The following is a 26,522-nucleotide window of genomic DNA, read 5'->3' as shown; positions in this document are numbered from 1 at the left end:
AAAGTGGCAAAGCTCACCTGACCTTGTCTTGTGTGCGCTCTAGTGAAGTAATCCCCACCCCAACCCCACCACCGCACAAACCCCCAACACCCACAGGATGTCCTGCTTGAACTTCCACAGCGCTATGAAGGCAGCAACAGCCACCACCGCAGGGAAGACCTCGAAACCGCCCGCAAAGGGCGCTTCCGCTGAGGCGCGCGGCCACAGCACGTGCCATGCGAAGAACAGTGCGAGGTTGAGGATTACGCCCACTACGGCCGCCGTGATGGCGGAGAGCGGCGCGGTGAATTTCAGATCGCCGTGTGTGGATTCCATCAGTGGCCCGCCCGCCAAAATGAAAAGGAAGGACGGCAGGAAGGTGAAGAAGGTGGCTACGCTGGCGCCGACGAAGCCGGCGAGGAAGAGGTTTTCGGAGCCGAAGATCTGGTGTGTCCAGGCGCCGACGAAGCCGACGAAGGCGACGATCATGATCAGCGGGCCGGGGGTGGATTCGCCCAATGCGAGGCCGTCGATCATCTGCGCGCCGGTAAGCCAGCCGTAGGTATCCACGCCGCCCTGATACACGTAGGGCAGCACGGCGTAGGCGCCGCCGAAGGTAACCATGGCGGCCTTGCTGAAGAACACGCCGATGTCGCTCAGCGTGCCGGCCGGCATCAGCCACATGGCGATGCCCCACAGCGCCAGCCCGGCAGCCAGCAGCTTGGCCAGATAAGCCTTGTTGAACAGAGTGTGTGGCAGGCGCGTGGCGTCGTCGATCACGGCGGCGCCCCAAGTCTTGTCGGCCGCGCCGTGGCCGCCGCCCACCGCGAACTTGGCGGGCAGCCATTTGCCGCCGGCCATGCCGAGCAGAGCAGCGCCCACCACAATGAGCGGAAAGGGCACGCGGAACACGAAGATGGCGACGAACGACAGCGCTGCAATGGCCCACATCACCTCGTTCTTGAGCGCTCGCGCGCCAATGCGCCACGCCGCGAACAACACGATGGCCACCACCGCCGGCTTGATGCCGGCAAACAGGCCCTGCACCAGCGGCACGTCGCCATAGGCCAGATACACCCAGGTGAGCCCCGCCAGAATGAACAGCGACGGCAGCACGAACAGCACCCCCGCCACGATGCCGCCCCACGTGCGGTGCAGCAGCCAGCCGATGTAGATGGCGAGCTGCTGCGCCTCGGGGCCGGGCAGCACCATGCAGTAGTTCAGCGCATGCAGAAAGCGCCGCTCTGAGATCCAGCGGCGTTTCTCGACCAGCTCCTGATGCATCATCGAAATCTGCCCTGCCGGCCCGCCGAAGCTGATGAAGCCGAGCTTGAGCCACCACAGAAAGGCCTCGCAGAAGCTCGGAGGAGCGGGCGGGCCGGGTGGCCGGGCGGAATTGTCGGGGTTGGGAATAGGGGTCATCGCCATCATCGTTGAGTTGGAGCCGTGCCACCCACAAGCTTGCCGTGGGCGTGTTGCGATTGTTGCAGGATGGGGCGGTCAGGTCATCCGCGCACGGCGTCGGCGCTGGTTGCATGTGTTCAACGTATTCCACCGCCTCAGCTTTCACTGTTGAACCGCAACGCCGCTGCATGAAAAGGCGTGGGTGGATCGACCGGAAGGCGCATGAGCCGTTTCGATTCGTTGCTTAGGTCGGTGTAACGAGAGTGCTTAGGTGAGGTGCACGATACGGAACATTTTTCCAAATTGGCTGGTGACCCCCCGGAACGGCACAGGCACGGAAATTGACCGGTGCGCTGATGGTTAAAAAGGCCGCGCTGGCGCCGACACACTGCGTAACACCCGCGCGCCGTGCGCATGCGTAATTCATGAAAACCTGACTCCCTGTGGTTGAAGTCGAGTCTGCCGTCATGATGTTTCGCGATCCGTACCACAACACCGATTCCCTTCTCGACCGCCCGGCCAGTGCGTCCGGCGCGGCTCAATCTTTGTACGTCCGCCTGCTGGACGAGCGCCAGCGTGAAGCCGCCCTGCCGCATGCGCGGCTTTTTTTGACTGCGCGCTTGCGCGAGGCCGAGCACTGCGAAGACAAGCTGCCTGCCGACGGCGTGCCCACGCCGGAATGGATGAGCCGGCGGCTTGTCGAGGTGGGCGAGGCGTATCGGGCGTATGTGGCGACGCGCAAGGCCGGTGGTCCACGTCGCTACTTTTCATGCCGCAGCCATGCGCTGCATTTTCTGCGCGGCGTGGCGCCCACCAAGCTGGTGGATGGCGCCTGGCTGTACGGCTTGCTGCGCCGGTGGCGCGATGCCGATTACCTGCCGTTGATCCGCACCTACCTCGAGGAGTTGGGCGACGGCAGTGCCGACCTCAACCATGTGGTGCTGTACCGCAAGCTGCTGGCTGGCGTGGGCTGCGACGACTGGGCGCAGGGGCGTACTGATGCCGAATACATGCAGGGCGCCATCCAGCTTTGTCTGGCGCACCATGCCGACGAATTTCTGCCCGAGGTGATCGGCTTCAACCTGGGCTACGAGCAATTGCCGCTGCATTTGCTGATCACCGCCTACGAGCTCGACGAGCTGGGCATCGATCCCTACTACTTCACCCTGCACGTGACCATCGACAACGCCGCCACCGGCCATGCGCACAAGGCGGCGCAGGCGGTGATGGACATTGCCCCGAGCGGTGCCGGGCGCGAGGCCTTTCTGCAGCGTGTGCGCATGGGCTACCGGCTGAACGACCTCGGCGCCAGCACCGAATCGGTGATCGCCAGCTTCGACCTCGAGCGCGAGTTGCTGCGCGTGCTGCGCGCCAAGAGCGCGGTGGGGCGTTGGGTGCATTCCGACTACTGCCGCATCGGTGGGCGCAGCGTCAGCGAGTGGCTGGGCGATGACGAAGACATGCCGGGGTTTCTGGCCGCGCTTCAGCAGCACGGCTGGGTCAGGCGAGGCGAGTCGCCAGAGCAGAGCCGCTTCTGGCAATTGATCTGCGGAGAGCGCGCCGAGATGTTCGGCGTGTTTTCGCCGTACGAGGTGCAGGTGCTGGAAGACTGGATTGCCGGTGATGCAGCCAATGCCGCCTCCGCGCCGCGCCGCAGCTTCCGTCAGACCGAGCGCCTGCGGCGCGCCCGGGCCGAGGCGGATGACCGCGCCGTGCAGGCAGCGGCCGAAGACGACCCCGAGCTGGCTGCGCGGCTGGCCGAGGTCATGGATTGCGGCGGGCTGCTCGACACCTTGCCGCGCATGATGTCGCCCAGCCGCCACCACACGGCGGCCGGGCTGTTTGCAACCCGAATGTTCAGCGACACACTGGGAGTGGCTCGGCCATGAATATGCGTGACCCCGCAATCCAGGCGCCCGAGGGCGCCGCTTTCTCGTACGCCGCTCCGGCGCTGCTCGGTTTGCTGGCCACGTTGCGGCACGCCGACTACCGCTTCGTCACGCCCACGCCCGCTACCCACCAGCGTGTGTTGAACCGCCCGGCGTCGGCACGTGCCGATCTGCGCGACGCCTTTGGCTGGAGCCGCCCGTTTGCCTCCGATCTGCTGCCGCCCGAGGTGTTCGAGGCGCTGCGCAATGCGGCGGTAGTGATGCCCTGCGTAGGCGGCTGGCGCAGCACGGTGCGCGTGTCGACCCTGGCCGACAGCCTGCTGCTGCACTCGGCCTACCCCACCAAACAGGCCGACGCGGTGTTCTTCGGCCCGGACAGCTACCGCTTTGCCGCCGCCATCGAGGCGCATCTGCAGCAGCGTGGCGACCCGGTGCGGCGTGCGCTCGACATCGGTTGCGGTGCCGGCCCCGGCGCGCTCACCATCGCCCGCCTGAGCCCGACGGCCGAGGTGACCGGCACCGACATCAACCTCGGTGCGCTGCGTCTGGCCAGCGTGAATGCGGTGTTTGCCGGCGCCGGCAATGTCGGCTTGCGCTACAGCGACCTGATGAACGAGGTGGCGGGCCAGTTCGACCTGATCGTGGCCAACCCGCCGTACATGCTCGACCCCGAGGCGCGCGGTTATCGCCATGGCGGGGGCGAGCTGGGCGCGGGCCTGTCGCTGGCCATCGTCGATGCGGCCGTGCCGCGTCTGGCGCCGGGCGGCAGCCTGCTGCTGTACACCGGCGTGGCCATGCCCGGTGCCGACGACCCATTCGCCGCCGCCCTGCACGAACGCCTGGCGCTGCGCGGCATGGAGTGGGAATACCGCGAGCTCGACCCCGACGTGTTCGGCGAAGAGCTGGAAGGCTCCACCTATGCCGGCGTTGAACGCATCGCTGCAGTCCTGCTGAAAGTCACCCGCCCCCGCACGCGTGCCTGACGGGCGCGCGTGACGCTTCCTGCGCCGGCGCCGTAACGCCGGTGTAACTCCGCGCTTTCATCCTGCGCAAGATCGCCCGGTCGGCTTCAGGCACGACCGGGCGGCGTCACGCCCCCGCGTGTGCGGGGTGGCGGCAACCTGGACAAAGGATGAGCACGTGCACGACGAGCCCCGCAACCCTTCCCCAACTACCTCGACGAACCTTGGCCTTTCGCGTCGCCGGCGCATGGCCGCGTGGTGCCGCAAGGCCGTGTGGCTGCTTCCCGCAGCCATGGTGATTTACGGTGGCGTGATCCTGGCCCAGCCGCCGGCGGTGGATGATCTGTCGAAGAACAAAAAGGCCGTCACCGTGGCCGAGTTGATGAGCGCCTGGGAAGACGGCGAAGTGATCGTGCTGTTGCGCCACCTGGAGCGCTGCGACCGCGTCGATGCACCGTGCCTGGACGGCGAAGAAGGCGGCATCACCGCGCGCGCCGTGCCGCAAGGCGACGCACTGGGTGCGCGCTTCGAGCAGTTGGGCCTGCATAACGCCGAAATCTCCAACAGTCCGCTCACGCGCACCGTGCAGACCGCGCAAGTGGTGTTCAAGCGTGTCGAGGAGGGGCAAGACTGGCTGTACGACTGCGATGACGCAATGCTCGACAGCGTGACGCAGCGCAAGGCCGCCGAGCGCAACCTCGTGCTGGTCACCCACAGTGGCTGCATGCAGGCGCTGCAGATCGAACTCGGCTATGGCGACGACACCCCCGACTACGGCACGGCGCTGTTCCTGTCGGCCCGAAGCAGCGGCGAGACGCCCGAGTTGTTGGGCTTTCTGGACATTGAAGATTGGGATGCCGCGCTGGGGCAGTGAAGCAATGCATTGAGCCTTTATAACCAAAAAGGCATAACAAATCGCTATATGTTTGTTGTTTTGAACTAAGACTGCGGCAAACTCCGTCCCATCGTCGAGGTAGAGATGGGCCGTAGAGGTACCTGGCTTCGACTTCCTGACTTGTTCTACTGATTCACAAGGAACCGAAGACCATGTTGAAAAAGCTTGTCCTGAGTGCTGCACTGGGCCTCACCGTGCTGGGCTCCGCCAACGTTTCCGCGCAGAGCAACCCGCCGCTGCTCAACGCTTCGTACGACATCGCTCGTGAGCTGTTCGCCGCCATCAACCCGAAATTCGTCGAGCACTGGAAGAAAGAGACCGGCGAGACGCTGCAGATCGACCAGTCGTTTGCCGGCAGCTCGCGTCAGGCGCAGGACATTCTTCAGGGCAAGAAGGTCGACACCGTCACCTTCAACCAGGTGACCGACGTGAACATCCTGGCCGACCGCGGTTTCGTCGCCAAGGATTGGCAGGCTCGCCTGCCCAACAACGCCTCGCCCTACTACAGCACCATCGGCTTCCTGGTGCGCAAGGGCAACCCGAAGAACATCAAGACCTGGGAAGATCTGGCCCGCTCCGATGTGAAGCTGGTGTTCCCCAACCCGAAAACCTCGGGCAATGCGCGCTACAGCTACCTTGGCGCGTGGCTGTACGCCAACGAGAAATTCAACGGCGATGAAGCCAAGATTCGCGAATTTGTCGGCAAGATCCTGCACAACGTCGAGAACTTCCCCACCGGCGGCCGTGGCGCCACCGTGGCCTTCGCGCAGAACGGCCAGGGCGATGCGCTGCTGACCTTCGAATCGGAAGTGATTAACATCGCCAACGGCGACGAATTCAAGTCGCACGAATTCGAGATCGTCATTCCGCCGGTGAGCGTGCTGGCCGAATTCCCTGTGGCGGTGGTGGACCGCGTGGTCGAAGAAAAAGGCACGCGCAAGCTCGCCACGGCTTACCTGGAATACCAATACACCAAGGACATCCAGCAGCTGCTGACCACCTTCAACTACCGCGTGCATCACCCGGAAGTGGTCAAGGCGACCGAGAAGCAGTTCCAGAAAACGCGCCTGATCAACCCCAACGACGTGCTCGGCTCGTGGGCCGATATCACGGCCAAGCACTTCGCCTCGGGCGCCACGCTGGACGAGATCCTCGCCAAGCGTCGCTGAGCCCCTGAAGCGGCCGCACACGACGCGGCCGCGTGTTTGACCGCGTACCTGATTGAGGCCGTGCAGTGCGCCTGAGCGCCTGCACGGCTTAAGCTTACGGTTTTGCCCGTTCCGCCTTACTCCCCGATGCCTTCTTCGAGTTCTTCCGTTTCGCCGTCCGTGGCTCCTCCCACCCGGCGCCGCTGGTTCTTTCTGCAGAACCCGGTCATGCCGGGCTTCGGGCTGAGTTTCGGTTTCAGCACGCTGTACATCTCGCTGATCATCCTGTTCCCGATCTCGGCGCTGTTCATCTACGTGTCGGACATGAGTCTGGCGCAGTACTGGCGCGCCATCACCGACCCGCGCGTGGTGGCGAGTTACCGCGTGACTTTGCTGGGGGCGTTCTATGCGTCCATCGGCGCGGCACTGGTCGGCCTGCTGCTGGCGTGGATCATTGCGCGCTATCGTTTCCCCGGCCGGCGCCTGCTCGATGCCCTGGTGGATCTGCCGTTTGCATTGCCCACCGCGGTGGCTGGCCTCACGCTGGCCGTGCTGTTCGCGCCGGGTGGCTGGCTCGGGCAATTCTTCGCGCCGTTCGGCATTCGCATTGCCTACGACTTTCCGGGCCTGCTGATCGCCATGATGTTCACCAGCCTGCCCTTTGTGGTGCGCACCGTGCAGCCGGTGCTGCAAGACGTGGACGTGGAGTGCGAAGAGGCTTCGCGCACGCTCGGCGCCAGCGAGTTCCAGACTTTCTGGCGCATCACGCTGCCCACCATCGTGCCGGCGATGATCACCGGCACGTCGCAGGCGTTCATCCGCAGCCTGGGTGAATTCGGCGCGGTGATCATGATCGCCGGCAACATGCCGTTCCGCACCGAGGTGTCGTCGCTGATGATCTTCGTGCGTCTGCAGGAATTCGAATACCCGGCGGCGTCGGCCATTGCGTCGGTCATCCTGCTTGCCTCGCTGCTGTTGCTGTTCGGGCTGCAGGTGGTGCAAGGGCGCATGTTCCCGTGGCAGAAGGTGGCGCGATGAAACCGACACGTTGGCATCAATGGCTGTTGATCGGCCTCGGAATCGCTGCCGCCGTGGTGCTGCTGGTGTTGCCGCTGGCACTCATCTTCGCGCAGGCGCTGTCGGGCGGGTGGGATCTGCTGGTTTCCAACCTGAATGAGCGCTACATGCAGCACGCCATCAGTCTCACACTGCTGGCGGCGGTGCTGACTGTGCCGATCAATCTGGTGTTCGGCATCCTGCTGGCGTGGTGCGTCACGCACTACGATTTCCGCGGGCGCAAGCTGCTCATCACGCTGGTCGAGATTCCCTACGCGGTGTCGCCGGTGGTGGCGGGCCTGTGCTACCTGGTGGTGTACAGCGTCGAAAGCGCCGTCGGCGGCTGGCTGTCGCAGCAGGGGCTGCAGGTGATTTTCGCTTGGCCCGGCATCGTGCTGGTGACCATCTTCGTCACCTCGCCCTACGTGGCGCGTGTGCTCATTCCGCTGATGCAGACGCAGGGCAGCGACGAGGAATACGCCGCCCTCACGCTGGGCGCCAACGGCTGGCAGATCTTCACCCGCATCACGCTCCCCAACATCAAGTGGGCGCTGCTCAACGGCGTTGTGCTCACCAACGCCCGCGCGGTGGGCGAATTCGGCGCGGTGGCGGTGGTGTCCGGCACCATCATGAACCAGACCCTCACCCTGCCGTTGCTGGTGGACCAGCTCAACAACGACTACAAGACCGCTGCTGCCTTCACGGCCGCTGCGCTGCTGGCGTGCATGGCGCTGGTCACGCTGGTGCTCAAGAGTTTCATGGAATGGCGTGCGCAGCAGCGCGAGGAGCTTGCGCCGATTGCGCGCGAGGCGTGACCGGCCGGATAAATGGAATGAGAAGGCGGGGCTTCACAGCAGCGCTTTGGATGGTTTTCCCTAATTGAGTGGCGTGGGCGCTGCGGCAAGAATGTGCGCCCTTCGAATGTTGTTTTGCACCCCGCAAAGGAACGCAACAGCCATGACGTCCATCCCCTACACCGGCCCGGCGGTGAAATACCCGCTCTCGCTAAGGTTGCTGCACTGGCTGCGCGCCGTGCTGATCATCGGACTGATCTGGTCGGGCTGGTACATGGCCGGCTTGCCGGACGACGCACCGGAATCCACGTTCGCGCTGTTCTACCCCAACCATAAGCAGTTCGGCGTGCTGGTGTGGTTGGTTGCGCTGGTGCATCTGGTGATCCGCTGGCGCAGCCGCGCCGTGTTGCCGCATGCGCCGATGGCGTTGGCAGGGTGGGAGCGCGCGCTGTCGCACGCCACGCACCGCCTGCTGATCCTGTTGACCTTGCTGGTGCCGATGTTCGGTTACCTGATGTCGAGCAGCTACACGCAGAGCAGCGGCGTGCCCTTCTTCTTCATCGACAAGCTGCCCGAACTGATCGGCAAGAACGACAGTGCCTTCGAGATCTTCAAGGAGCTGCATGAGCTCTCGGCCTACACCTTGCTGGCGCTGCTGGTGCTGCACCTTGCCGGTGTGTTGAAGCACCGTTTCTTTGACAAGGGTCGCGACGCTGACGTCTTGCCGCGCATGCTTTGATGGCATCCGGGCGATTTTCCCCGGCCGCAAAAAAACGGGACGGCATGGCCGTCCCGTTTTGCATTACGGGGCGTGAAGTATTACAGCAGGGCGTCGGCCCAGATGTTCTTCGCCCACGAATCCGCGTAACGCCCTTCCAGTGCATTGGCGGCGGCAGACAGGCCGCCGGCGCCTTGCACGGCCACCAGCGTTTTCTTCTCGGCGTCGTACTTATGCACCGAGGCGACGTGCACCACATCGGTGTCGGATACGAAGCTGTAGCAGGTGTTGGCGATGATCGGATGCGGGTTGGGTTCGCGGCCGGTGAGCGCGGCAGTGATGGCCTCGGCAGCGATCTTGGCGTGGCTGTTGGCCATGAAGCCTGACTTCGGCATGGCGGGGGCCGACAGCGTAGCATCGCCGAGCACGTGGATGCCCTTGGCGGCAATCGACTCGGTGGTGAGCCAATCGACCTCGCACCAGCGGTCGTTGGCGGTGATCAGGCCGGCCTGCTTGGCGATGTTGCCGGCGCGCTGCGGCGGCACCACGTTGAGCACGTCGGCGCGCACGTCGTCACCGAATTCAAACTGCAGCCTGCGGTTGCCGGCGTCCACATTGACCAGCGTGCTGTTGGGCACGTACTCGATCAGGCCGGGGTAGCGCTCGGTCCAGGCCTTCAGGAACAGGCCCTTCTTGGAGGTGATGTCGGGGTTGGCGTCGAGCACCAGAATCTTCGACTTCGGCTTGTGCTGCTTGAAGTAGAAGGCCACCTGCGCGGCACGCTCGTAGGGCCCCGGCGGGCAGCGGTACGGTGCCTTGGGGATGTGCAGCGCATACACGCCGCCGTCGGGCATGGCTTCGAGCTGGCGGCGCAGGGCAACGGTCTGCGGGCCGGCTTTCCAGGCGTGCAGCACCGTCTCGCGCGCTTGCGGCGAGCCCAGGCCGGGCACGCTGTCGAACAGAAACTCGATGCCGGGCGACACCACCAGACGGTCGTAGCTCAGCGGGTCGCCGTTCTGCAGGCGCACCACGCGTTTGTCCGGGTCGATGGCAATGGCGTAGTCGCGCACCAGCTTCACGCCGTGGCGTTTCTGCAATTGGTCGTACGAAGTGGTGAGGTCTTCGATGCTGCGCGTGCCGCCCAGCACCAGGTTGCTCAGCGGGCACGAGATGAAAGCCGGGTTGGGCTCGACCAGCACGACTTCGATCTGCGGCGCCCACAGGCGGATGTACTTGGCAGCCGTGGCGCCACCGAAGCCGCCGCCGATGACGACGACGCGGCCCTTGGGCTTGCCGGAATAGGTGCTGGCGCAGGCGGTCAGCGACAGTGCTGCGGTGGCGGCCGAGGCCTTGAGGAAGGTGCGGCGATTGAAAGCGCTCATGATTCCATGGCCTCCGGTCAGGGTTTCTGGCGGGCGAAGTGGTTCGCCAGGCGCTGGAGTTCGTCGTCGGTGTAGCCCTTGGCGTGCTGGTGCATCACAGTGGCCGCGCGCTTGTCTTCCTTGAACTCTTTCAGTGCGGTGTACAGGCGTTGGGCATCCTGCCCGGCGATCGGCGGAATGCCGGTGTTGGCGTTGCCGGTGGTGCCATGACAGGCGGCGCAGGTGGCGGCCCAGGCGCGCGCCTGCAGGTCTTCGGCGGCCAGCGCGGCACTGCCGCCAAGCAGCAGCGCGGCGCTCAGCACGGCACGGAAAGCGTGCGTGTTTGCATTCATCGGTTGAAGCTCCTTGGGTGAAATCGAGCGGCTCCGGCACGGGAGTCCAGTGCGCGATGCTAGGTGGGTCCGCTTATGCGTGGAACGAAGTAATGCTTTGATACATAGCACTCTTGGTGATATGCGTTGTGGGTGAGTGGCGTCGGGCGGATACGGCCGGGCTTCACCCCTGTAGCGGGGTGGGGTAAAGTAGCCGCCAGGGGACGACCCCTCCCACCGTGGGCAACATTCCGGGACGGCCCGGCTCTTTGCAAAGGAGAGCCAAAATGGCCTGGATGCTGTTGTTGTTTGCCGGTGTGCTGGAGGTGGTGTGGGCGTATTCGATGAAGCTTTCAGATGGCTTCAGCCGGCCCGGCCCCGCGGTGGTCACGCTCGTGACCATGGTCGCGAGCTTCGTGCTGCTGGCGATGTCGATGAAATCACTTCCCTTGGGTACGGCTTATACGATCTGGACCGGCATCGGTGCGGTCGGTGCATTCAGCGTGGGCATCCTCGTGCTGGGTGAGCCGGTCAACGGCTTGCGGTTGCTGGCGGCGGCGCTGATCGTCAGTGGCATCGTGCTGATGAAGCTGTCGTCGTGAGCTTCGCGCAGCGCTGAGAGGCTCGCATCCGGCCGTGAGGCCGGGTGCATTCGGCAGGGCTGCGGCACCACATGCATTGAACATGGCCGCGTACAGGCTGTCTTGGAACGGACGCCCGGCCGGCAGGGCCGTGGGTGCGTGAATGAGCGAGGGGTGTCGATGAGTGCCGTGATCCGGATCGGGGTGGCGTTACTGGCCGCCGTGCTGGCGACCGGCGTGGTGGCCACGCTGGTGCAGTCGCAGGTGAATTTCGCAGGGCTGATCTTGCCGGGCCTGCCGGTGTCTTGGGGGATGCGGCTGGCGGTCACGCTGGAGGACCTCGCGCGTTTCGGCCCGGTGATGACCGGCATCGCTGCGGGGGGCTTGATTCCGGCGTTGCTGCTTGCGCATCTGTTGATGCGAGGGCGCAGCCTGAGCGCGCGTGCGCTGGTCTCGAGCGTGCTGGCGGTTTCGGGAATGTGGGCCGCATTTGCCGCTCTGGGGCAGGTGACGCCCATGCCGGCTCTGGTATCAGCCACGCGCGGAATGGGCGGTCTGGCCTTGATGAGCCTTACCGGCATCGTGGGCGCCCTCGTGTTCGCGCGGCTCGCGCCGCCGCATGGCGCGTTGCGCGGCGGTGGTAACGGCGTGTGGTTGGGTGCCGGGGTGGCGTTGCTGGCTGTGCCGGCGGTGTCCTTCGTGCTCACGGCGCCGGGCAAGGCGGAGCCGGTGCCGGCCATAGACCCCGCCCGCTACAGCGTGGAAACCGTGGCCGAAGGGCTGACGCGGCCGTGGTCGGTGGCCTTCTTGCCGGACGGGCGACGGCTGGTGACCGAAATGGCCGGGCGCGTGCTGGCGCTCGGGGCCGACGGCGCGGTGTCGGAGATCGACACATCCGGGCTGCCCCCCGTGTATCACCCCGGCGGCATGACCGGTTTCATGGAAGTGGCCGTCGACCCGGATTTCGCCAGTAACGCGCTGCTGTATTTCACTACCAGCTACGGCACGGCCGAGGCCAACGGCACGCGGCTGCTGCGCACGCGGCTCGACGGCGACCGGCTGAGCGACGTGCGCATTCTCTTCGACGGCACGCCCAAGGCCAGCAACGGCAACAACGGTGGCCGGCTGGCCTTTCTGCCCGATGGCACGCTGGTGCTGACGGTGGGTGACGGCAACGTGTGGCGTGAAGAGGCGCAGAACCTCGCCACCCATCTGGGCACGCTGGTGCGCCTGCACCGCGATGGCCAGGTGCCGGACGACAACCCTTTCGTGAATCGAGCCGATGCTGCGCCGGAGATCTACAGCTTCGGCCACCGCAACCCGCAGGGTATTGCGTTCGACCCGTCCAACGGTCAATTGCTGGTGAGCGAGCACGGCCCGCGTGGCGGCGACGAGCTCAACCGCATCCACGCCGGGCAGAACTACGGCTGGCCGTGGGTCACCGGCGGCATTGATTACTCCTTCGCCCACGTCACGCCGTTCCGCGCGCTCGACGGCTACGCCCCTCCGGAATTTGAATGGACGCCCTCCATTGCACCCTCCGGGCTGGCGATTTACGACGGCGATCTGTTTGAAGGTTGGCAGGGAGATCTGCTGGTGCCGGCGCTGGTGTCGCGCGAGGTGCGCCGCGTGCTGCGTGACAACGGCCGCATCGTCGGCGAGCAGCGCATGCTGGGCGAGTTGGATGAGCGCATCCGTGACGTAAAGGTGGCACCGGATGGTTCGATCCACGTGCTCACCGACGGTGAAAATGCGCGCCTGCTGCGCTTGGTGCCGGCACAACCCGCCGACTGAGCAGCACGAAAAAAGCGCCCGGCATGCGCCGGGCGCTTTTCATTTGCTGCATGTGCCGTGGCGTGCTCAGCGCCCGGTGACGCCGCCGCGCGGGTCGGGCGTCAGGCGCAGATACGGGCGCAGCGCCTTGTAGCCTTTCGGGAAGCGGCGCTTAATCTCGTCTTCGTCTTTCAGTGACGGCACGATCACCACATCGTCACCCGGCTTCCAGTTGGCCGGCGTGGCGGCGGCGTGGTTGTCGGTGAGTTGCAGCGAATCGATGACGCGCAGGATCTCGTCGAAATTGCGGCCGGTGCTGGCCGGGTAGGTGATGATCAGGCGCACCTTCTTGGCAGGGTCGATGATCAGCAAGGAGCGCACCGTCAGCGTGGCGCTGGCGTTGGGGTGGATGAAGTCATACAGCTGCGACACCTTGCGGTCGGCATCCGCGATGATCGGGAAGTTGACCTCGGTGCCCTGAGTGTCGTTGATGTCGCCGATCCAGTTGCGGTGCGATTCCACCGGATCCACCGACAGTGCGATGGCCTTCACGCCGCGGCGCTTGAACTCGTCGCGCAGCTTGGCCGTCTGGCCCAGCTCGGTGGTGCAGACCGGCGTGAAATCGGCCGGGTGCGAAAACAGCACGGCCCAGCTGTCACCCAGCCACTCGTGAAAGCGGATGGTGCCTTCGGTGGAATCCTGCTCGAAATCGGGGGCGATATCGCCAAGATGGATGCTCATGCGTGTTCCTCCTTTATGCGTACTGCAGAAAACGGCTGCGCAGACGGTGAGCCGCTGCGCAGGAAGGGGCGGATCGGGCGGGCATCCGCTGCAACCAGTTGTGCCCACAGCGCGTGCCCTTCAAACCACGCGCCGAAACCGCTCTCGGCATTGATGTGACCCTTTTCGCCGGCATCGACGAAACGGCAGCCCCAGCGGCCAGCCCAGGCTCGTGCCGTGGACAACGCCACCCACGGATCGTTGCGGCTGGCCACCACCACGCACGGATAGCCCAGATGCTCGGCCGGCAGCAGCTTGCCCACGCCGAACTTCGCCGGGTCGGCCGGCGCCACCAGCAGCGCGCCGGCAATGCGGTCGCGGTGGGCGGCGCAGGCCACGCTGGCGGCCAGGCAGCCGAAGCTGTGCGCCACAATGACGATGCGCCCGGACGAAGCCTCAATGACCTTTTCCACCTGCGCCGCCCAGCGCGGCAGGTCGGGCGTGGCCCAATCGTCCTGCAGCACACGGCGTGCCCGGGGAATGCGCGCCTCGAGCCACGTCTGCCAGTGATCCGGCCCGCTGCCGTGCAGCCCCGGAACGATGAGTGTGGTTGCCATAGCCGTGCCGAAAATGGTTCGAGGTGCCCAGTCTCCGGCCCCTGTGCACGCCCTCGAACCAAGTAAATCTGACTTGCTTGTCAGCTTCTCTGCGTTGCTGCCGTCTGCGTGACGAAGAAGGCAAATCGCGCCATTTATATCAAAGTATGATTTATTGTTGGTGCGGTGTTGGCATCCGCCCTGCCCGTGAATACAAGCACTTGCCGGGCGCGTTGATTGCTGCAGCTTCGTGAAGCGGTTTCGCGGTCCTTGCACGGCGTTTGATGAAAGTCGTCTTTCCGGGCGCTGGGCGGGGCTTGCACCGTTGGGTTCGCGAAAGATCAGTGGAGGATTGTTCATGTTCATCCGGCAACTCGGCTACCTCGTCATGCTCTCGCGCGAGCGCCATTTCGGTCGCGCGGCTGAGGCGTGCAATGTCTCCCAGCCAGCGCTGTCCGGCGCGATACGCAGCATCGAGCGTGAGCTGGGCATGTCGATCGTGCGACGTGGGCGGCGCTTCGAAGGCTTCACGCCGGATGGAGAACGGGTGCTGGCGTGGGCCCGGCGCGTGGTGGCCGATTGCGAAGGGCTGCGTCAGGCGGCCACTCAAAGCGGCGACGGCCCGGTGGGCGTGCTGCGCCTTGGCGCCATTCCCACCACGGTGCCCTTGGTGCCGCTGATGACCGACGCCTGCCTCGAACGCTTCCCCAACATGCGCTATCAGGTGCGCACCCTGTCCGCTGCCGACGTGTGCCGACGCGTGGCCAATTTCGAGCTCGACGCGGGTCTGCTCTATCTCGAGCATGAATTGCCGCAAGAGGTGGTGGCGGTGCCCATGTTCCGCGAGCGCTACGTGCTGATCGGGCGCGACGGCTGCAACATGCCGCGTGGTTCGCACATCGGCTGGAAGGATGTAGCGAAGCTGCCGCTGTGCCTGCTGACCTCCGACATGCAGTGCCGGCACGGCGTGGATGCCGCATTCGCGCGACACGGTCTGGAAATCGTGCCGCGTGTGGAAACCGATTCGATGATGGCGATCTACGCCCATGTGCGGTGCGCCGGTTTGTACAGCGTGGTGCCACACAGCGCTTTGTGCATGGTCGAAATGCGCGAGGAACTCACCGCCCTTCCGATCCGCCCCGAACTGCACCGCGAGATCGGCCTGGTGCTGATGCGGCGTGAGCCCCGCACCCCGCTCATCGACGCCGCAGTGAGCGTATTTCGCGAGCTTGACCTGCAGGCGCGGGTCGATGCCTTGCTGGCGGTTTGATAAGCCAACCCGATCAGCAGGTCAGATCAAACGATTGGCCGCACAACCGCCATCACTCCCAAGATGAATTGAAGGCAGCGGACACATCCGCCGCCTCCGGCACTGCCTCGCTGCCATACGGCACGCGGCAGTGCCCGCCCGAATTCAATCGAAGGAGTGTGTAGAAATGGCAAAAATCATCGTAGTTCTGTACGACGACCCCGTTACCGGTTACCCCCCGAAGTACGCCCGCGACGATTGCCCGCAACCCGAGGTGTATCCCGACGGCCAGACCCTGCCGACGCCCAAGGCCATCGACTTCCAACCCGGTGAATTGCTCGGCTCGGTGTCGGGCGCGCTGGGCCTGCGCAAGTGGCTCAAGTCGCTCGGCCATGAACTGGTGGTGACTTCCAGCAAGGACGGCGCAGACAGCATTCTCGACCGCGAACTGCATGATGCCGAGATCGTCATCTCGCAGCCGTTCTGGCCGGCGTACATGACCGAAGAGCGCATGGCCAAGGCACCGAAGCTGAAGATGATCGTGACCGCCGGTATCGGCTCCGATCACACCGACCTTCAGGCCGCCAACAAGCGCAACATCACCGTGGCCGAAGTCACGTACTGCAACAGCAACGCCGTGGCCGAGCACGTGGTGATGTCCATCCTGATGCTGGTGCGCAACTTCGTGCCGTCGCACAACTGGGTGCTCAAAGGCGGCTGGAACATCGCCGACTGCGTGTCGCGCTCGTATGACGTCGAAGCCATGAACATCGGCACCGTCGCCGCCGGCCGCATCGGCCTGCGCGTGCTGCGCCTGATGCACCCGTTCGGCACCAAGCTGCACTACATGGATCGCCACCGCCTGCCGGAAGCGGTCGAGAAAGAGCTGGGTCTGACCTATCACAGCACGCTCGAAAGCCTCTCCAAGGTGTGCGACGTGGTCACGCTCAACTGCCCGCTGCACCCGGAAACCGAGCACATGGTGAACCGCGAGTCGCTCAAGCACTTCAAGCGCGGCGCCTACCTGATCAACACCGCACGCGGCAAGCTGTGCGACCGCGACGCCATCGTCGAAGCGCTGGAAAACGGTCAGCTCGCAGGCTACGCCGGTGACGTGTGGTTCCCGCAGCCGGCACCCAACGACCATCCGTGGCGTCACATGCCGCACAACGCCATGACGCCGCACATCTCGGGCACCAGCCTGTCGGCTCAGGCGCGTTATGCCGCCGGCACGCGTGAAATCCTCGAGTGCTACTTCGAAGGCCGTCCGATCCGTGACGAATACCTGATCGTTCAGGGTGGCAAGCTGGCCGGTGTCGGCGCCCACTCCTACAGCGACGGTAACGCTACGGGTGGCTCTGCCGAGGCCGCCAAGTACAAGGCCAACAAGTAAGCAACATGGCGCAGCTTTCCAAGCTCGCGCCAAACGTCTGGGCCGGCGCAGTTGTCGCCGGCCTTGGCGTTCTCATGGCGCTGTTGATTGTGGCCGGGTTGGGGCACTGGAGCGGAATTCCGCTGGTGCTCGGCTCGTTCGGGGCCAGTTGCGTGCTGCTGTTCGGGCATCCCGCCAGCCCGTTTTCCGCCCCACGCAACGTGATTGGCGGGCATGTCCTGTCGTCGCTGGTGGGCCTGCTGTGTCTGTACCTGCCGTTGCCGATGTGGGTGGCCATTGCGATTGCCGGGGCGCTGGCCTTCGTCGTGATGACGCTGACAAAAACCGTGCATCCGCCGGCGGGAAGTAACCCGATCATCATTGGCCTGGCTCAGCCGGGCTGGGAATTTTTGCTGTTCCCGACGCTGGTCGGTGTCTGCGCGCTGGTGCTGCTGGCGCGCGGACATCGCTGGCTCTCCGAACGGCTTGTACGCGTGTGAGCTCAGGCGTCGAGCGCGCGCGGGAACAGCGCATCCTTCACGCGCGGGGCGGCCAGCTCCGCGCTGCAGTATTCGAGAAAACGGTACGTGTAGTCGCGCAGGTAATGGCCGCGGCGCAGGGCGATCAGCGTGGTGTTGCGCTCGAACAGTTCGGGCGCCTCGATCAGCGTCAGCCCGGCGTCGCGCACGGGGTGGAAGGCCATCGCGGCGATGATGCCGACACCCAGCCCCAGCTCCACGTAGGACTTGATCACGTCGGCGTCGAGTGCGGTGATGACGATGTTGGGCGCCAGCCCGGCGGCGGCAAAGGCGGCATCCACGCGCGAGCGCCCGGTGTAGCCCTCGTGGTAGGTGATGAGCGGCCACTCGGCCAGCGCCTGCAGCGTGAGCGGGCCGGCCTGGGTGAGCGAGTGGCCGTCGGGCACGATGATGGCGTGATGCCATTGGTAGAAGGGGAAGGCCACGAGGTCTTCCTCGGCGCCGAGCGCTTCGGTGGCCACGCCGATGTCGGCCTCACCCGAGCGCAGCATGGCGACGATTTCGTCCGGCCCGCCCTGGTGCAGCTCGAGATGCACCTTGGGGAATTCCTGCTTGAAGCGCGTGACCACCTGCGGCAGCGCGTAGCGTGCCTGCGTGTGGGTGGTGGCGATGGCCAACTGGCCTTGGTCGCGCTGTGCGAAGTGATCGCCCAGACGCTTGATGTTCTGCGTGTCGAGCAGGATGCGCTCGACGATCGGCAGCAGCTCTTTGCCGGGCTCGGTGAGGCCGAGCAGGCGCTTGCCGCGGCGCACGAACAGTTCCACGCCCATTTCGTCCTCGAGATCCTTGATGTGCTTGGAGACGCCGGACTGGGCGGTGTACAGCGCGTTGGCGACTTCGGTGAGGTTGAAGTTGCGGCGCGCGGTTTCGCGGACGATGCGAAGCTGCTGGAAGTTCATAGCGTTAAACCTGCGTAATCAGTGCCTTGTTTGCACGAAATCGAATAATGCGCCGCGGTTTAATGCTTTAAAACGTATAAAAACTGCTTTCGTTAGAACAAAAACAAAAAAGCGCAGGTGGAGCACCCGCGCTTTTTCTTTGGCTTCTGGCTGGCGGTCGTCAGCGCTCGATGCCCGGCAGCGTCTCGGACTCTAGAAACACGCGGGTGCGCAGCGGGCGAATCCACGTGCCGCCGCCCTGTACCAGCCCGAGGCTGCGGAACTGCTCCTTAGGCACTTCGGCATGCACCAGGTCTTCGCCGCCTTCGACGCGCAATTCCAGGCGCACCGTGGGGCCGACCACCGACACCAGTTCGATCACCGCCGGCAGGCCGCCCGAATCGCCGTTGGGCAGAATCTCGATCTCGTGCGGGCGCACGTAGGCAAAGCCTTCGCCCTCGCGCTGCTCGCCGTGCTCGGGCACCGGCAGCGTGAGCTCGCCGATGCGTGCCTGGCCGTCTTTCACACGCGCGTGGAACAGGTTCACGTTGCCGAGAAACTTGTACACGAAGGGGTTGGCCGGGTGATCGTACACCTCTTCCGGCGAGCCTTCCTGCTCGACCTTGCCCTTGTTCATGACCACCACGCGGTCGGAGACTTCCAGCGCTTCTTCCTGGTCGTGCGTGACGAACACGCTGGTGACGTGAATCTCGTCGTGCAGGCGGCGCAGCCAGCGGCGCAGCTCTGTGCGCACCTTCGCATCCAGCGCGCCGAAGGGCTCGTCGAGCAGCAGCACTTTGGGCTCGACCGCCAGTGCGCGCGCCAGCGCAATGCGTTGACGTTGGCCGCCCGACAGCTGCGAGGGCAGGCGATGCGCCGTCCAGTCGAGCTGCACCAGTTCGAGCAGTTTCATGACGCGGCGCTTGATCTCTTCCTTGTCGGGGCGGAAGCGGCGCGGGCGCACGGTGAGGCCGTAGGCCACGTTGTCGAACACGCTCATGTGCTTGAACAGCGCGTAATGCTGAAACACGAAGCCCACGCCGCGGTGGCTGACATGCACGTCGGTGGTGTCTTCGCCGTGGAAATGGATGCGGCCGGAATCGGGTTGCTCCAGGCCGGCGATGATGCGCAGTAGCGTGGTCTTGCCCGAGCCCGAGGGGCCCAGCAGCGCGGTCAGCTCGCCTTCGGCCAGCGCCAGATTGACGTTGTCGACCGCCACGAAATCGCCGAAGCGCTTGTTCACATTCTCGATCAGGATGCTCATTGCTTGTTTTCCTTGAGGATTCGGTATTTTACGCGACGTGCTTGCGGCCCTGCTTCTCGTCCCGCCACTCGATCAGGCTCTTGAGCACGATGGTGACGATGGCGAGTGCGGCCAGCAGCGACGACACGGCAAAGGCGGCGGTGTAGAGATACTCGTTATAGAGCACCTCGATGTGCAGCGGCATGGTGTTGGTCTCACCGCGGATACGGCCAGACACCACCGCTACCGCGCCGAATTCACCCATGGCGCGGGCGTTGCACAGAATCACGCCGTACAGCAGGCCCCATTTGATGTTGGGCAGCGTCACGCGCCAGAAGGTCTGCCAGCCGTTGGCGCCCAGCGTCAGGGAAGATTCCTCTTCGTCCTTGCCTTGTTGCTGCATCAGCGGAATCAGCTCGCGCGCCACGAAGGGCATGGTGCCGAAGGCAATGACGATGATGATGGCCGGCACCGCAAAGATGATGCGGATGCCGTGTTCGGCCAGCGCCGGCCCGAGCCAGCCCTGCGAGCCGAGCAGGATCACGAAGATCAGGCCGACCACCACCGGCGAGATGGCGAACGGCATGTCGATCATGGTGATCAGGAAGGACTTGCCGCGAAACTCGAACTTGGCAATCGCCCATGCCGCCACTACGCCGAACACCACGTTGATCGGCACCACGATGGCCACCACCAGCAGCGTCAGGCGGATGGACGCCGCCGCGTCAGCCTCGGTGATGGCATCGGCCCACACTCTCAGGCCCTGTTCGAACGCGCTCCACAGCACCACCGACAGCGGCAGCACCAGAAACAACGCCAGAAAGCTCAGTGCCACGCCGATCAGCACGCGGCGCACCCAGGCCGGCTCTTCAGTGGCCTTGCGCCACGCCGGCACGTAGGGCTGCGGGTTGGTCGCGCCCAGCTGTGTGCGGTCGTCGAAGGGGTTTTCGGAAATCACGATACTCATGGGGTTCCTCTCAGCGGCTGCGGCGCGACGCCCACCACTGCAGGCTGTTGATCAGCAGCAGAAGCAGGAAGGCGGCGATGAGCATCACCGAGCCGATGGCCGCGGCGCCGTGGTAGTCGAACTGCTCGGCCTTGGCGACGATCAGCAGCGGGGTGATTTCGGTGCGGAAGGGCAGGTTGCCGGAGATGAAGATCACCGAGCCGTATTCGCCCACCGCGCGCGCAAAGGCCAGCGCAAAACCGGTGAGCAGTGCCGGCAGCAGCGTGGGGATGATCACGCGGCGCAGCGTGGTGAGGCGGCTCGCGCCCATGATGGCCGAGGCCTCTTCGACTTCCTTGTCGATGTCTTCGAGCACCGGCTGCACCGTGCGCACCACGAAGGGCAGGCCGATGTAGGTCAGCGCCACCACCACGCCCAGCCAGGTGTAGGCAATCTGCACGCCGAACACCGTCAGGTATTGCCCGACCCAGCCGGTGGGCGCATACAGCGTCACCAGCGCAATGCCGGCCACCGCCGTGGGCATGGCGAACGGCAGGTCGACCAGCGCATCGACGATCTTCTTGCCCGGAAAGCGGTAGCGCACCAGCACCCACGCCACCAGCGCACCGAACACCAGATTGATCAGTGCCGCCACGAACGAGGCGCCGAACGACAGCTTGTACGAAGCCACCACCTGCCGGTCGCTGACCGCGCGCCAGAAATCATCCCAGCTCATGCTGGCCGTGTAGAGAAGCAGCGCCGCCACCGGAACCACCAGCAGCAGGCCGAGATAGAACAGCGTCAGCCCCATGGTGATGCCGAAGCCGGGGAGCACGCTGTGTTGTCGTAGTGCAATGGCCATCGAAAGACTCCAACGCCGAAGCGGCCCTCGTGGGGCCGCCCGGTCGGTTCAGCGGATTACTTGTTGATTTCGCGCAGGATGCGGTCGAACACGCCGCCGTCGTTGAAGTGCTTCTGCTGGGCGGTGCGCCAGCCACCGAACACATCATCGATGGTGAATAGCTTCACCTTCGGGAACTGGTCGGCAAACTCGGCTGCGATCTTCTCGTTGGTCGGGCGGTAGTAGTGCTTGCCGGCCAGACGCTGGGCTTCTTCCGAATACAGATGCTCGAGGTAGGCCTGCGCGACTTCACGGGTGCCTTTGCGGTCGACGTTCTTGTCGACGATGGTTACCGGCGGCTCGGTGAGGATCGAGGTCGAGGGCACGACCAGCTCGAATTCGCCGTCCTTGCCGAGTTGCTCGACCGACAGAATGGCTTCGTTCTCCCAGGCGATGAACACGTCGCCGAGCTTGCGCTGAACGAAGGTGTTGGTGGCGCCACGCGCACCCGGATCAAGCACCGGCACGTTCTTGAAGATCTGCTTCACGAAGTCGTAGGCTTTCTCTTCGGAGCCGTACTTCTCCAGCGCGTAGCCCCACGCTGCCAGGTAGTTCCAGCGCGCACCGCCGGAGGTCTTCGGGTTGGGCGTGATCACCTGCACGCCGTCACGCGCGAGGTCGTCCCAATCTTTGATGTTCTTGGGGTTGCCCTTGCGCACTAGCAGCACGATGGTGGAGGTGTAGGGCGAGCTGTTCTTCGGCAGGCGCGCCTGCCAGTCTCTCGGAATCAACTCGCCCTTGTCGTGCAGCACGTCGATGTCATAGGCCAGCGCCAGCGTCACCACGTCGGCGTCGAGGCCGTTGATGACCGAGTTGGACTGGCTGCCCGAGCCGCCATGCGACTGGCGGATGGTCGGCGAGCTGCCTTTCTTCTCCTGCCAGACCTTTTGGAACGAGGCGTTGAATTCGCGATAGAACTCACGCGTCGGGTCGTACGACACGTTGAGGATGGTCTGTGCGCTGGCCAGCGCGGCGGTGCCCAAGGTTGCGGCGGCCAGTGCTGCGGTGATCAGGGTGCGGAAGCGAGGTGCTGCCATGATGTTCTCCAAGTGATATGCGATTGAAAGCATTTCGTGTGGGGAGAACTGTAAGTTCCGGTTATAAAGTTAGGAACCAAGCAAAACTCGCTAGCTATGCACAAAAAGTGATTAGCCGCCGCGCTATGCAAATCACTTCATTTCGTAGTTGTCCTTATGGTTGGTATGCACAGCTCTGCCTAGCATCCAGACTTCATCTTCCTCGGGGCCGACTCCCATGAACCTTAAATATCTGAGCTGCGCGATGGCTGTCTGTGCGTATTCCGGTGCCGCATTGGCGCAATCGTCCGACGTCAGCCTGTACGCCGCGGGCAGCCTGCGCGCCGTACTCACCGAGGTCTCGAAGAACTACACCGCCAAGACCGGCCAAGCCGTGGCCGGCACCTTCGGTCCTTCGGGTCTGCTGCGCGAGCGCATCGAAAAGGGTGAGCCGGCGCAGGTGTTCGCCTCGGCCAACACCTCGCACCCGGCGCAGCTCGCCAAGGCCGGCGGTTGGGCGGAGCCGGTGGTGTTCACGCGCAACAACCTGTGCGCACTCACGCAGGCCGCCGTTAAGGCCGACAGCGCCAGCTTGCTGGACGCCATGCTCGACCCGGCCATCAAGCTGGGTGCCTCCACACCCAAGGCCGACCCCTCCGGTGATTACGCCTGGGCGCTGTTCGAGAAAGCCGACAAGGTGCGCGCGGGTGCCTTCAAGGCGCTCGACGCCAAGGCGCTCAAGCTCACTGGCGGGCCGGATTCGGCCAAGGCGCCGGAAGGCCGCAACCCCTACGCGTGGGTGATGGACGAGGGCAAGGCCGATGTCTTCCTGACCTACTGCACCAATGCCGTCGCCGCGCAGCAAGAGTCGCCCAAGCTGCGCATCGTCGAGATTCCGGCCGAGCTGGCAGTGGGTGCGGCCTACGGCATGACGGTGCGCGATGGCGCGCCTGCCGCCGCCACGGCGCTGGCAGAATACATCCTGTCGCCGGAGGCACAGGAGGTGTTCAAGCGTCATGGTTTCGGAGCCATTTGATCGGCCGTTGAGCCCGGCTCGCCGCCGCGTGCTGGCGGGCCTGGGCGCGGCAGCGCTTGCGCCGTGGTGCCTGGCTGCGCCCGTCGAGGTGCTGGATGGCGCGCGCCGCACGGTGACACGCAAGGGCCCGGTGCGCCTGGTGTTTCCGGCCGGCGGCCCGGCCGCCATTCTGCTGTACACGCTGGCCCCCGACCTGCTCGCCGGCTGGCCGCGTGCCAACCGTGCCGAGGAGCTGGCCTACCTGCTGCCCGGCATTGGCGAGCGGCCGGAAGTGGGGCGCCTCACCGGCCGGGGCGGCACGGCCAACCTTGAGAGCGTGCTGGCGCTGAAGCCCGACCTCATCATCGACTCCGGTTCGGTACGCGGCACCTACATCGACCTGGCCGAACGCGTGCAACGCCAGACCGGCATCCCCTATGCGCTGTTCGATGGCCGCCTCGAAGCCATTCCCGACACCTACCGTGCTCTGGGCCGTCTGACCGGCCGCGAACAACGCGCCGAGCAACTCGCCACGTGGGCTGAGCGTGCCATGGCCACCGTGCGCGAACGCCTTGCCGGCGCCAGCGAACGCCCCCGCGTGTATTACGCCCGCGGCCCGCGCGGGCTGGAGACCGGGCTGTCCGGCTCGATCAACGTCGAAGCGCTGGACTTCATGGGCTTCACGCATTTCGGCATGCGCATGCCCGGCGGGCTCGCCAACGTGCCGCTGGAAGAAGTGCTGTGGTGGGACCCTGAAGTCATCATCACCATCGACCGTGACTTCGCTGCAGCCGTGCGGCGTGACTCGGTGTGGGCCGGCGTCAGTGCGGTGCGCAACGGCCGCGTGCATCTGTCACCCAAGTTGCCCTTCGGCTGGGTGGATTTCCCGCCCAGCGTCAATCGCCTGCCGGGGCTGTTCTGGCTTGGCCAGAAGGTGCATCCCGAGCGTTTCCCCGAAGACCTGGCCGCGCTCACGCGCGAGTTCTACACGCTGTTCTATCAGGTCGAGCCCAGTGAGGCGCAGATCGCCGCCGTGCTCGAAGGGCGCGGCTGATGCGCGGCGGCGCGCTCGCGGCGTGGGGTGTGCTGGCGCTGGGCGTGGTGGTGGCGTTGTCGGTGGGCCGTTACGGGCTGGGCGCCGGCGACATCCTTCAGGCCGTGAGCGACTGGCTCACCCGCCCCGACGACGTGCCGCCCGGCACCGCGGAAACCGTGCTGTTGCAGATCCGCGGCCCGCGCATCATCGCGGCGTTGTCGGTGGGCGCCGGGCTGGCCGTGGCCGGCGCCACGTTCCAGGGCTTGTTCCGCAATCCGCTGGTGTCGCCCGACATTCTCGGTGCGTCCGCGGGGGCCGCGCTTGGTGCGGTGCTGGGCATCTTCTTCTCGTTCGGCGTGTTCGGCATCCAGGCCGCAGCCTTTGCCGGCGGCCTGCTGGCCGTGGGCGTGGTGTATGCCGTGGGCAGTTCGCTGCGCCAGGGTGACCCGGTGCTGGTGTTGATTCTGGCTGGCGTGGTCATCGGCTCGCTGCTCGGTGCCGGCATCGGGCTGGTCAAATATCTGGCCGACCCCTACAACCAGTTGCCCGCCATCACCTTCTGGCTGCTCGGCAGCCTGGCCGGCACCACGGCGGGCGATCTGGCCGCGCTGCTGTGGCCGGTGCTGGCCGGCGGCGCGCTGCTCATGCTGCTGCGCCACCGCATCGATGTGATGTCGCTCCCCGAAGAGGAAGCCCGTGCCTTGGGCGCGCCCACCACGCGGCTGCGCATCGTGCTGGTGGCTGCGGCCACGCTGGTCACCGCCGCCGGCGTGGCGCTGGCCGGTGTGGTTGGCTGGGTGGGGCTGGTGGTGCCGCACATCGCACGCTTTCTGGTCGGCCCGTCGTTCAGCCGCTTGCTGCCCGCCAGCGCCGTGCTGGGTGGCGGCTTCCTGCTGCTCATCGACACCTTGGCGCGCACCATGGCGCCGGTGGAAATCCCGCTCGGCCTGCTCACCGCCGTGATCGGCACGCCCTTCTTCATCTGGCTGCTACGCCACGCGCACCGGAGCTGGGCATGATCGCCGCGCACGCGCTGTCCATCGGCTACGGCCGCCGCGTGGTCGGCGCCGGCTTCGACTTCGCCATCCGCCCCGGCGAGGTCGTCGCCCTGCTCGGCCCCAACGGCTGCGGCAAGAGCACCTTGCTCAAAACCCTGCTCGGCCTCATCGAGCCATTGAGCGGCGAAGTGCGGCTGGACGACGTGCCGCTGGCGCAACTCAGCGTCACCCACCGTGCCCGCCGCATGGCCTACGTGCCGCAGCACGCATCCTCCACCTTCGGCTTCTCGGTGCGCGAGATCGTCCTGCTCGGCCGCACCGCCCACGGCCGTTTGTGGTCACCGCCGTCGCGTCACGACCGCGAAGTGGCCGACGCTTGCCTCACCCGCATGGGCGTCGCGCACCTCGCCGACCAGCCCCTGCACCGCGTCTCCGGCGGCGAACGCCAACTCGCCCTCATCGCCCGCGCCCTCGCGCAAGAGCCGGCTCTCATCCTCCTCGACGAACCCACCGCCAGCCTCGACTTCGGCAACCAGGGCCGCGTCCTGCGCGAAATGCGCCGCCTCGCCAGCGAGGGCCTCGGCGTAATCTTCACCACCCACGACCCCAACCACGCGCTGCGCTACGCCGACCACGCCATGCTGATGCGCAACGGGCGGGTGCTGGCGGATGGAGTGGCGGCAGAGGTGCTGACGGCTGAAGCGTTGGCGGGAATGTATGGGACGGAGGTCGCCGCGCTGCGGGATGCGGCGCATGAGAGGGCGTTCTTTGTGGCGGAGTGAGCACCTGCACGTGAAGGCTAGCGCATGCCGACGATTGATGTGGATTGTGCTGCCGTGGAAACGAGCAGCAAAACGGCATATTCTTGTGAAGACAAGACGCAGCCGTGAGTTCGGAGATGAATTTCACTAGCACGCTGTCACAACGACTCCAAGTCACCATCCCGAAAGGCGTAAGTGATGTATACGGGTGGGAGGCTAGACAGAAGAGCGTGTTTTCGGTCTAAGGGGATGGTGCGTTGATGAAGCCGGAATCGAAGCTGGATGAACTGGAGATGATTGCTTAAGGGAATTGACGATGAATATCGTGAGCGCGCAGATCGTTGCTGAAGCTGCGGAGGA

General features: G+C 65.2%; 26 protein-coding genes. 16 read left to right on the top strand and 10 right to left on the bottom strand.

The annotated features are described in order from the left end of the window. Window positions 1-39: 39 nt before the first annotated feature. Window positions 40-1,401, bottom strand: coding sequence for a chromate efflux transporter (chrA, locus tag AC6H0W_RS02390; RefSeq protein WP_497575514.1), 1,362 nt, complete (start codon window positions 1,399-1,401; stop codon window positions 40-42). 449 nt (window positions 1,402-1,850) lie between these two features. Here chrA and AC6H0W_RS02385 point away from each other — a divergent pair, with 449 nt between their 5' ends. The 7 genes from AC6H0W_RS02385 (at window position 1,851) to AC6H0W_RS02355 (ending at window position 8,866) form a co-directional block, all read left to right on the top strand. After that, entirely contained in the window at window positions 1,851-3,272 is a 1,422-nt protein-coding gene (locus AC6H0W_RS02385; RefSeq protein ID WP_497575513.1) for an iron-containing redox enzyme family protein, read from the top strand. Next, window positions 3,269-4,255 carry a methyltransferase gene (locus AC6H0W_RS02380; RefSeq protein ID WP_497575512.1) on the top strand — a complete coding sequence of 329 codons (987 nt, stop codon included), beginning with the start codon at window positions 3,269-3,271 and terminating at the stop codon, window positions 4,253-4,255. The genes AC6H0W_RS02385 and AC6H0W_RS02380 overlap by 4 nt, the downstream gene beginning before the upstream one ends. Before the next feature lie 157 nt (window positions 4,256-4,412). Continuing rightward, complete coding sequence (pmrG, locus tag AC6H0W_RS02375) at window positions 4,413-5,108, top strand: lipopolysaccharide core heptose(II)-phosphate phosphatase PmrG (protein WP_497575511.1); 696 nt, start codon at window positions 4,413-4,415, stop codon at window positions 5,106-5,108. A gap of 173 nt (window positions 5,109-5,281) precedes the next feature. After that, on the top strand, window positions 5,282-6,298 hold the full coding sequence (cysP, locus tag AC6H0W_RS02370; RefSeq protein WP_497575510.1) for a thiosulfate ABC transporter substrate-binding protein CysP: 1,017 nt from the start codon (window positions 5,282-5,284) through the stop codon (window positions 6,296-6,298). 159 nt (window positions 6,299-6,457) lie between these two features. Next, a complete protein-coding gene (gene cysT / locus AC6H0W_RS02365; RefSeq protein ID WP_497575509.1) occupies window positions 6,458-7,315 on the top strand; it encodes a sulfate ABC transporter permease subunit CysT in 858 nt (285 codons plus the stop codon). Then, window positions 7,312-8,148 (top strand): sulfate ABC transporter permease subunit CysW, encoded by an 837-nt coding sequence (gene cysW, locus AC6H0W_RS02360; protein WP_497575508.1) that lies wholly within the window; start codon window positions 7,312-7,314, stop codon window positions 8,146-8,148. Before cysT (AC6H0W_RS02365) ends, cysW (AC6H0W_RS02360) begins: the two co-directional genes overlap by 4 nt. 142 nt (window positions 8,149-8,290) lie before the next feature. Continuing rightward, window positions 8,291-8,866, top strand: a complete 576-nt coding sequence (locus AC6H0W_RS02355) for a cytochrome b (protein ID WP_497575507.1) — start codon at window positions 8,291-8,293, stop codon at window positions 8,864-8,866. A gap of 80 nt (window positions 8,867-8,946) precedes the next feature. On the opposite strand, the gene AC6H0W_RS02350 is transcribed toward AC6H0W_RS02355, so the two are convergent. Both AC6H0W_RS02350 and AC6H0W_RS02345 read right to left on the bottom strand, forming a co-directional pair. Further along, window positions 8,947-10,227: an FCSD flavin-binding domain-containing protein gene (locus AC6H0W_RS02350; protein WP_497575506.1), complete on the bottom strand. Its 1,281-nt coding sequence runs from the start codon at window positions 10,225-10,227 to the stop codon at window positions 8,947-8,949. A 17-nt stretch (window positions 10,228-10,244) separates the two neighbouring features. Then, on the bottom strand, window positions 10,245-10,559 hold the full coding sequence (locus tag AC6H0W_RS02345) for a c-type cytochrome (RefSeq protein WP_497575505.1): 315 nt from the start codon (window positions 10,557-10,559) through the stop codon (window positions 10,245-10,247). A gap of 266 nt (window positions 10,560-10,825) precedes the next feature. Between AC6H0W_RS02345 and AC6H0W_RS02340 the strand changes: the two genes are divergently transcribed. Then, window positions 10,826-11,140, top strand: coding sequence for a DMT family transporter (locus AC6H0W_RS02340; protein WP_497575504.1), 315 nt, complete (start codon window positions 10,826-10,828; stop codon window positions 11,138-11,140). Window positions 11,141-11,299: 159 nt separating this feature from the next. Then, on the top strand, window positions 11,300-12,913 hold the full coding sequence (locus tag AC6H0W_RS02335; protein WP_497575503.1) for a PQQ-dependent sugar dehydrogenase: 1,614 nt from the start codon (window positions 11,300-11,302) through the stop codon (window positions 12,911-12,913). Between the two features lie 66 nt (window positions 12,914-12,979). Here the strand turns inward: AC6H0W_RS02335 and AC6H0W_RS02330 are convergent, their stop codons facing one another. Together AC6H0W_RS02330 and AC6H0W_RS02325 are read right to left on the bottom strand one after the other, a co-directional pair. Continuing rightward, window positions 12,980-13,633 (bottom strand): peroxiredoxin, encoded by a 654-nt coding sequence (locus tag AC6H0W_RS02330; protein ID WP_497575502.1) that lies wholly within the window; start codon window positions 13,631-13,633, stop codon window positions 12,980-12,982. After that, window positions 13,630-14,229 carry an RBBP9/YdeN family alpha/beta hydrolase gene (locus AC6H0W_RS02325; protein WP_497575501.1) on the bottom strand — a complete coding sequence of 200 codons (600 nt, stop codon included), beginning with the start codon at window positions 14,227-14,229 and terminating at the stop codon, window positions 13,630-13,632. Before AC6H0W_RS02325 ends, AC6H0W_RS02330 begins: the two co-directional genes overlap by 4 nt. 337 nt (window positions 14,230-14,566) lie before the next feature. Between AC6H0W_RS02325 and AC6H0W_RS02320 the strand changes: the two genes are divergently transcribed. The 3 genes from AC6H0W_RS02320 (at window position 14,567) to AC6H0W_RS02310 (ending at window position 17,329) form a co-directional block, all read left to right on the top strand. Beyond that, window positions 14,567-15,478, top strand: coding sequence for a LysR family transcriptional regulator (locus AC6H0W_RS02320; protein WP_497575500.1), 912 nt, complete (start codon window positions 14,567-14,569; stop codon window positions 15,476-15,478). Window positions 15,479-15,644: 166 nt separating this feature from the next. Continuing rightward, on the top strand, window positions 15,645-16,850 hold the full coding sequence (locus tag AC6H0W_RS02315) for an NAD-dependent formate dehydrogenase (RefSeq protein WP_497575499.1): 1,206 nt from the start codon (window positions 15,645-15,647) through the stop codon (window positions 16,848-16,850). A gap of 5 nt (window positions 16,851-16,855) precedes the next feature. Then, the gene (locus AC6H0W_RS02310) at window positions 16,856-17,329 is read left to right on the top strand and encodes an HPP family protein (protein WP_497575498.1); all 474 of its coding nucleotides are present in this window, start codon (window positions 16,856-16,858) and stop codon (window positions 17,327-17,329) included. A gap of 2 nt (window positions 17,330-17,331) precedes the next feature. Here AC6H0W_RS02310 and AC6H0W_RS02305 read toward each other — a convergent pair whose 3' ends face one another. The 5 genes from AC6H0W_RS02305 to AC6H0W_RS02285 form a co-directional block, all read right to left on the bottom strand. Further along, window positions 17,332-18,267 (bottom strand): CysB family HTH-type transcriptional regulator, encoded by a 936-nt coding sequence (locus AC6H0W_RS02305; protein WP_497575497.1) that lies wholly within the window; start codon window positions 18,265-18,267, stop codon window positions 17,332-17,334. 160 nt (window positions 18,268-18,427) lie between these two features. Beyond that, on the bottom strand, window positions 18,428-19,510 hold the full coding sequence (locus tag AC6H0W_RS02300) for a sulfate/molybdate ABC transporter ATP-binding protein (RefSeq protein WP_497575496.1): 1,083 nt from the start codon (window positions 19,508-19,510) through the stop codon (window positions 18,428-18,430). Between the two features lie 28 nt (window positions 19,511-19,538). Further along, window positions 19,539-20,456: a sulfate ABC transporter permease subunit CysW gene (gene cysW / locus AC6H0W_RS02295; protein ID WP_497575495.1), complete on the bottom strand. Its 918-nt coding sequence runs from the start codon at window positions 20,454-20,456 to the stop codon at window positions 19,539-19,541. A gap of 10 nt (window positions 20,457-20,466) precedes the next feature. Next, window positions 20,467-21,297 (bottom strand): sulfate ABC transporter permease subunit CysT, encoded by an 831-nt coding sequence (gene cysT, locus AC6H0W_RS02290; RefSeq protein WP_497575494.1) that lies wholly within the window; start codon window positions 21,295-21,297, stop codon window positions 20,467-20,469. A 56-nt stretch (window positions 21,298-21,353) separates the two neighbouring features. Next, window positions 21,354-22,373, bottom strand: coding sequence for a sulfate ABC transporter substrate-binding protein (locus tag AC6H0W_RS02285; RefSeq protein WP_497575493.1), 1,020 nt, complete (start codon window positions 22,371-22,373; stop codon window positions 21,354-21,356). A gap of 244 nt (window positions 22,374-22,617) precedes the next feature. On the opposite strand from AC6H0W_RS02285, the gene AC6H0W_RS02280 reads away from it, so the two are divergent. Genes AC6H0W_RS02280 through AC6H0W_RS02265 form a run of 4 tightly spaced genes read left to right on the top strand, consistent with a single transcriptional unit; the run spans window position 22,618 to window position 26,183 of the window. Then, entirely contained in the window at window positions 22,618-23,388 is a 771-nt protein-coding gene (locus tag AC6H0W_RS02280) for a molybdate ABC transporter substrate-binding protein (protein WP_497575492.1), read from the top strand. Further along, a complete protein-coding gene (locus AC6H0W_RS02275; protein ID WP_497575491.1) occupies window positions 23,369-24,421 on the top strand; it encodes an iron ABC transporter substrate-binding protein in 1,053 nt (350 codons plus the stop codon). The genes AC6H0W_RS02280 and AC6H0W_RS02275 overlap by 20 nt, the downstream gene beginning before the upstream one ends. Beyond that, entirely contained in the window at window positions 24,421-25,422 is a 1,002-nt protein-coding gene (locus tag AC6H0W_RS02270; RefSeq protein WP_497575490.1) for a FecCD family ABC transporter permease, read from the top strand. The genes AC6H0W_RS02275 and AC6H0W_RS02270 overlap by 1 nt, the downstream gene beginning before the upstream one ends. Further along, window positions 25,419-26,183, top strand: a complete 765-nt coding sequence (locus tag AC6H0W_RS02265; RefSeq protein WP_497575489.1) for an ABC transporter ATP-binding protein — start codon at window positions 25,419-25,421, stop codon at window positions 26,181-26,183. Before AC6H0W_RS02270 ends, AC6H0W_RS02265 begins: the two co-directional genes overlap by 4 nt. Window positions 26,184-26,522 lie beyond the last annotated feature (339 nt).

It is taken from the genome of Pseudazoarcus sp. NS20 (assembly GCF_059703745.1).
The sequence above is the reverse complement of the archived record's forward strand: the minus strand, read 5'-3'. Positions and strand labels throughout refer to the sequence as shown.